Raw genomic sequence first — 1,245 nt, 5'->3', positions numbered from 1 at the left:
GCGGGTTGCACGTCGCCACGTCTCACACGTCAGGCGGCCAGCCCCAGCACTCACAGCGGCCTCAAGCTCGATACAGCGTGCCAGCGGCGGGGCACCGGGCTTGCCTGTCGCGCCGTCCTTGAACATCGGGCGCAGTGCATCCAGCACCAGCCGCTGATTTCCACCCTGGGGCAGCTTCACAGCCCTAACGTCTTGTGCGGCGGTATCTCGCACCACCACGCACGATGTAACGGTATCCCCATAGTCATCAGTCCCCAGCGTTTCAATTTGCAGCTTGAACGGTTGCGCATCCCCGTCTTGTCCGTCCTTGGACTTGGCAACCTTCCACTCCCGGCGCTCGCCATCGCGTGAGACTTCCACGGCGGCATCAAGGGCAGCGAATAGCGAACTGTGACCCCGTAGCCCTTTGGTTGCGTCCTTGCCCGTATGGTGAACCAGCACCACCAGCCCATTGATAAGGCTTTGCAGGTGCTTCGCGGCGCTTAGGATTTCGCCCATGTCCTTTGATGAGTTTTCATCAGCGGTCGGGGCGGCCCGGTTCAGCGTGTCGAGAAATACCACAGCGCCAGCAGGCACCACGGCGGCCAGGTCGGCTATGTCTTGCGGCTCTGTCAGCTTGAACGACTGCAGCACCATCGCCAGGCCATCGGGCAGGGCGCGGCCCGTGTGCGCCTCCCATGCGGCCACGCGCAGCCGGAAACCTCCTTCACCTTCCAGCGCGGCATACACCACGGGCGCGGCCTCCACCCGGCAATCAAACCAGCGGCGGCCCTCTGCAATGGCGGCCGCCATATCCAGCGCCAGGAACGATTTACCGGATGCGCTTGGGCCATAGAGCCCGGCCAGCCCCACGGCGGGCAGCACGCCACGCACGCGCCAGGCAAGGGCGGGCAGGTTGCGCAGGTCATCAGCCCCCAGCAGCTTGTAACGCGGTTCCGGCTTGGGCGGCTCTGTTGCCGATTCCAGCAGCGCGGCCAGCACGTCGCACCCGTCACGCTGCATCAGGTCGTTCACGTCGCTGTTTTTCGGCCAGCCGGGCGCTAAGGTCACGACAAGGGCGTTTACCTCTTTGGCTATCGCTTGGGCCTGCTCCTCCTTGCCCGTGTCAGGCACCAGCACCAGCCGGGCGGCGGCGTCACGCTGGCGCAATTCAGCAGCTACAGCACGCATACGGCCCGAACCGAAACAAACCACGGCGGCGGCCCCGGTTGCCTGCCAGCAACTCCAGGCCGCGCCGATACCTTC

Annotated in this window: 1 protein-coding gene; it reads right to left on the bottom strand. The window is 65.1% G+C overall.

The window, feature by feature from the left end; all coding sequences use genetic code 11:
• Window positions 1-1,149, bottom strand: a 1,149-nt coding sequence (locus ACP7AD_RS18520) for an AAA family ATPase (RefSeq protein WP_426166403.1), incomplete at its 3' end; no start/stop codon positions are given.
• Between the last annotated feature and the right edge of the window lie 96 nt (window positions 1,150-1,245).

Source organism: Polaromonas sp. DSP2-3-2b2 (genome assembly GCF_049895905.1).
Lineage (GTDB): Bacteria > Pseudomonadota > Gammaproteobacteria > Burkholderiales > Burkholderiaceae_C > Polaromonas.
The sequence above is the reverse complement of the archived record's forward strand: the minus strand, read 5'-3'. Positions and strand labels throughout refer to the sequence as shown.